The sequence below is a fragment of the Pseudomonadota bacterium genome, assembly GCA_026388215.1.
GTDB lineage: Bacteria > Desulfobacterota > Syntrophorhabdia > Syntrophorhabdales > Syntrophorhabdaceae > JAPLKF01.
In genome coordinates, this window is record JAPLKF010000043.1 from 1 (window position 1) to 5434 (window position 5434).

A 5434-nucleotide genomic window follows, 5' to 3' on the forward strand; every position below is an offset into this window, starting at 1 on the left:
GGAGGTGTTAAGTGTCAAAAACAGAAAAAAATCTTAAGGAAGCGTTTGCAGGAGAATCACAGGCTAATAGAAAATACCTTGCCTTTGCTAAAAAGGCAGAAGATGAGGGTTACAGGCAGGTTGCGAAGTTATTTAGAGCTGCTGCTGAAGCAGAAACAGTACATGCCCATAACCATCTGAGAGAACTCAACGGCATTAAAAGTACGAAGGAGAATCTTGAGGAAGCTATTAATGGTGAGACCTTTGAATTCCAGAAAATGTATCCAGCAATGATCGAGGAGGCAAAGGAAGAAGGCAATAAATTGGCGCTGAGAAGTTTTCATCTTGCGAACGAGGTGGAAAAGGTTCATGCAGGGTTTTATAAGAAGGCATTGGAAGCACTTGGGAAAAACAAAAAGGTTGATTATTATATTTGTAAGGTTTGCGGTAACACAGTGGAGGGAGAGCCACCCGATGTATGCCCGGTCTGTGGCGCAAAGAAAGTAGCTTTTTACAAAGTCGACTAATTGGGAATAGATTTAAAGATTTAAATCAATACCCAATTTTCAAAGCTTCATTTTGATTATTGGAATTTATTTGGTAATTGAAATTTGGTTATTGGTTATTCACACAATAGGATGGAAAAATGAAGGTAGTTAGTTTCCATGGCAGTCCAAGAATAGAAGGGAATTCTGATATTCTCCTGAAGGAAGCATTGAGGGCGATAGATGCATCAAGGCACCAAATTCAGTTATTCAGACTTAATGACATGAATATAAAGCCGTGCCAGAATTGTGGCGGTTGTGTGGATACCGGGGTGTGCATTAATGATAAAGATGATATGGGGATAGTTTATGGAGCAATAAGGGAGGCAGATAGAATTATAGTCGCCTCCCCTATATTTTTTCTTGGTCTTTCTGCTCAAATAAAGGCCATGATAGATAGGTGTCAGGCTTTTTGGTGTGAAAAATATCTACTAAAAAAACCGATACCTGAAGGTCCGTATGGAAGGAAAGGACTTTTATTACTTGTTGGTGGAATGAAAAAAGAGATTGGTATCAGGTGTGGAGAAGCAACATCAATCTCGTTCTTCAGGGCAGTGAGTGTATCCGAGCATAATACATTGAGTTTTTTAGGTATCGATAAAAAGGGTGCAATCCTTGATCACCCAACGGCGTTAAGCGAGGTATATGAGGCGGGCAGGAGGCTAATTCGCTGAGAGTAGAGAGCGTAGCGCAGAAGGCAGGAAAAATAATTTTAAAAACCTCATATTTTATTCTCGTATCTTCCCATATTCTCTGCTCTGAGCAATTGACATTGCTCGAAAATACAATGTATAAACAATATTATGAATAATGAGCCGATTCCTGTTACATTGCTTGAGGAAGGTGAAGAGGGGATAGTTTATTCACTATCCGGGGGAAAGAACCTGACCACCAGGCTTGCAGGAATGGGGATAAGCACAGGCACGAGGATTAAGGTTCTTCGAAATAGCGGAGGGCTGGTGGTTCTGCTCGCCTCAGATACAAGGATAGCACTCGGGAAGGGAGAGGCAGTTCAGATACTGGTGAACAGAACTCAAGATTTGCAGGGTAAGGGGGAAGAAGGAAAAATTAGAAAAAAACTCCTTGTTGCCCTTGCAGGTCAGCCTAATGTTGGGAAATCGACGGTCTTTAATGTCCTTACTGGTTTATCGCAGCATATCGGAAATTGGCCGGGAAAGACGGTTGAGAAAAAGGAAGGGGTCCATGTATCAGAGGACATAGATGTAAAGATTGTAGATTTACCAGGAACTTACAGTTTTAGTGCTTTCTCCGAGGAGGAAAGGGTTGCAAGGGATTTTATTATACATGAACATCCTGATGTTATTGTACTCCTGGTAAATGCTGCAGCATTAGAAAGGAGTCTTTATCTGCTCTCTGAGTTGCTCCTCATTGGTCCTCCTGTTGTTGTTGCAGTGAACATGATTGACATTGCAGAGGCACAGGGGATACATGTAGATATTAATGCACTTCAAAAATCGCTTCGACTACCTGTTGTGCAGATGGTTGCCACGAAAAATAAAGGGATAAAGGAACTTGTATCACAGGTTATTAAACTTGCAAGTGGTGAATTAACCTATAATCCCAGGATGCCAGGGGTATCTCTTGATCATGCAGTAATTTTTCATAGGCTTTTAGAACTGATTAAGGAGCACGTCCCTCCGCCATACGCAGATATCTGGGTTGCCACGAAACTTATGGAGGGAGATCCTGAAATATCAAAGGCCATAGAAGACCTTATACCAGTTAGCGTGTGGAATGAAATCCAGTCACTTCTAATCAAGCACGAAGACGCCCTTCGTGCAGTAGTTGGTGGGAGATATGACTGGGTAGAGGAAGTAACACGTGCCGCTATTTCGAGGTTTAAGAGAGGACAGGTTCTGATTACTGACCGTATAGACCATTTGCTCACCCGTCCAGTTATCGGGATTCCAGTTCTCTTAGGAATACTTGGTTTTGTCTTTTTATTAACCTTCAAGATAGGCTTCCCCGCACAGAGATGGCTTGAGTTTATTGTAAGTTCCTTTGGCAGATGGCTTGATATAACTTTATCACAAGCACCTGTATGGGTCAGAGGGCTACTGGTAAACGGTATTTTAGGTGGTGTTGGTTCAGTTCTGACGTTTATACCATTACTTATTATATTTTTTACTGCCATGGCATTTCTTGAAGATGTTGGGTACATGGCAAGAGCTGCCTTTGTTATGGATAGATTCATGCACGTCATAGGACTTCATGGTAAGAGTTTTCTGCCAATGTGTCTTGGGTTCGGGTGTAATGTTCCATCAATTCTTGGGGCGAGAATAGTTGATTCAAAAAGGGCAAGATTGCTCACGTTATTCCTTACACCATTTGTTCCATGCACAGCAAGGCTCGCTGTTTTGACATTTGTTACAGCCGCAATCTTTGCAGAAAAAGGGGCCTTTGTTTCATGGTCTCTTATAGCCTTGAACATAATAGTGCTTGGCATTTCCGGAATAATAATAAGCAGATTATTTATGAGAGGCAAACCCATACCTTTTATTATGGAACTTCCGCTCTACCACAAACCTGATTTGAGGACGATAGGAATCGTTGTATGGAGCAGAATGATAGCGTTTGTTAAAAAAGCCGGGACAGTTATACTTGGTTTTTCGATATTGATGTGGATTATGTACAACATCCCTGGAGGCAATGTAGAAGAAAGCATGCTTGCCTGGATAGGCCGTTTTATCCAACCAGTAGGTGCGCCTCTTGGGCTGGATTGGAGGATGGTGGTGGCCCTCGTATCAAGCATTGTGGCTAAGGAAAACTCAGTTGCAACGCTTGGTATTCTCTATGGTGTTGGAGATAAAGGCTTGATGGATATTTTGCCCCGTGTAATAAACCACCCCTCAGCACTTGCATTTCTTGTAGTATTGATGCTTTTTATTCCATGTGCACCGACAATGACCGTTATGAAGCAAGAGATAGGAAACTGGAGGTGGTCTGTTGCATCCTTTGTGTTCATGCTCCTGGTTTCTTATGGTATGGGGGTTGTAGTGTATCGTTTTGCCTTATTCTTAGGTCTATAGAGTGCACAGTAAACTAATTCTAATCACCCCGTGCATAGAATTTTAACCCCTCAGTTTTTATTTTACTTGTTCCTCCGTTATTTTTAAAAAAATTTATTGACAGGGGATTTACATTAATATAAAATGAACATTGATTCACATGAACAGACGTTCAGGAAAAGACTCGAAAAAGAATATACTTAATGCTGCCCAGAAGGTATTTTCGAAGTCTGGCTACAGAGGGGCAAGCATGAGGACGATTGCATATAAAGCAGGAATAAGTGTTGGCGGTCTTTACCTTTATTTCAAGAACAAAGACGAACTCTGTCTGACCCTGGTGCAAGAACGGCTTGATGGCCTTTCTAACAAATTGAAAAAGGCTGTAGATGGTGTTCATGGGCCAATCGAGGCAATAACGCAATATATTACGATAAACCTTGAATACGCAAAGAGGCATAAGGAGCTTATTCTTGCTCAGAGTAGGGGGCCAGGATTTGAGTTCGGGATTGGTTTAAAAAGGGAGTTTTTTAAAAAACAGAGAATACTTATTGAGGGAATTATTAAAACAGGTATAAGTACCGGTGATTTTGGTAAATGTAATGCGAGTGAGGTAGCTAAGATTATCATGGGGACATTAAGAGGGTTTGTGCTTTCAATGGTGGTAGATGGAGAAAATCTTTTTTCACCAGAGGAATGCAATAAACTTATACTTTCAGGGCTACTACGGAGGAGTGACAAATGAAAAGGCTTATCTCTGGAATATCACCGGGTGATCATGGGCGTACTCGACAAGGAATGATGATGTCCTTGAATCATTAGAGCGCCTGGCTTCGGTAAATAAATTAATGGAGAAGCAGGCATGAAAGTTTCAGCACCCTGACACTGGCGAGGGTGAACATTTTGATTCAAATCGTAGAGGTGTTGTATGCAGACTAAGTATAGAAACAAGCTCATTACCACCGTTGGAGTTCTTGTCGTTGGTCTGATGTTGACCAATTGCGGAAAACGTGCAGAACCGCCGCAGGGCGGCACTCCAGAAGTGGCCACAGTAACGGTATCGACGCAGCAGGTCGTGCTGACCACTGAATTACCCGGACGAACATCAGCCTACCGCATCGCGGAAATCCGACCCCAGGTGAGCGGCATCATACAGAAACGACTGTTTACGGAAGGCGCCGATGTCAAGGCAGGTGAAGTGCTCTATCAGATCGATCCTGCCCCCTTTCAGGCAGCGCTCGACAATACAAGGGGTGCCCTCGGTAGAGCCGAGGCCAATCTGCCCGCGGTCCGACTGAGGTTCGAGCGTTACAGGGACTTGCTTCCCGATAAAGCAGTCAGCCAGCAGGACTACGACGACGCTACTGCCGCTATGAAACAGGTTGAGGCTGATATCCAGTATTGGAAAGCGACGGTGGAATCAGCCCGCATCAATCTGGAATATACCAGTGTCACCGCACCCATCTCCGGTCGTATAGGCAAATCGAACGTGACGGAGGGTGCCCTGGTGACGGCGCATCAGCCGATGGCTCTGGCAACCATTCAACAACTGGATCCCATTTACGTAGATGTGCCTCAATCCACTACCGAAATGTTGCTTTTGCAGCGTCGCCTTGAGGAAGGACGCCTCAAGCACGACGGAAAGAACCAGAACAAGGTCAAGCTCATCCTGGAAGACGGAACGATGTATCCATTGGAGGGAACCTCGCAGTTTCGCGACGTAACAGTGGACCCGACCACTGGATCGGTCGTTTTGAGAGCTGTCTTTCCAAATCCAAAAAGGGTTCTTTTGCCGGGTATGTTTGTCCGGGCGGTAGTGAAAGAGGGTGTCAACAAACAAGCCGTCCTTATTCCTCAGCAAGCCATATCCCGTGATCCGAAGGG

At 43.7% G+C, this 5434-nt stretch carries 5 protein-coding genes; all 5 read left to right on the plus strand.

The genetic code is table 11. The features are described 5' to 3' along the window. The first annotated feature begins 11 nt into the window (after positions 1 to 11). On the plus strand, positions 12 to 506 hold the full coding sequence (locus NTU69_03405; protein ID MCX5802576.1) for a rubrerythrin family protein: 495 nt from the start codon (positions 12 to 14) through the stop codon (positions 504 to 506). 119 nt (positions 507 to 625) lie between these two features. After that, entirely contained in the window at positions 626 to 1198 is a 573-nt protein-coding gene (locus NTU69_03410) for a flavodoxin family protein (GenBank protein ID MCX5802577.1), read from the plus strand. 129 nt (positions 1199 to 1327) lie between these two features. After that, a complete protein-coding gene (gene feoB / locus NTU69_03415) occupies positions 1328 to 3574 on the plus strand; it encodes a ferrous iron transport protein B (protein MCX5802578.1) in 2247 nt (748 codons plus the stop codon). A gap of 139 nt (positions 3575 to 3713) precedes the next feature. Next, positions 3714 to 4295: a TetR/AcrR family transcriptional regulator gene (locus NTU69_03420; protein MCX5802579.1), complete on the plus strand. Its 582-nt coding sequence runs from the start codon at positions 3714 to 3716 to the stop codon at positions 4293 to 4295. A gap of 183 nt (positions 4296 to 4478) precedes the next feature. Further along, a partial coding sequence (locus tag NTU69_03425) for an efflux RND transporter periplasmic adaptor subunit (protein ID MCX5802580.1) occupies positions 4479 to 5434 on the plus strand: 956 nt, incomplete at its 3' end.

Bases quoted from the DNA above. Each gene is read 5' to 3' on its own strand.
- feoB (MCX5802578.1), top strand. From the start codon at position 1,328: ATGAATAATGAGCCGATTCCTGTTACATTGCTTGAGGAAGGTGAAGAG.
- NTU69_03420 (MCX5802579.1), top strand. From the start codon at position 3,714: ATGAACAGACGTTCAGGAAAAGACTCGAAAAAGAATATACTTAATGCT.
- NTU69_03410 (MCX5802577.1), top strand. From the start codon at position 626: ATGAAGGTAGTTAGTTTCCATGGCAGTCCAAGAATAGAAGGGAATTCT.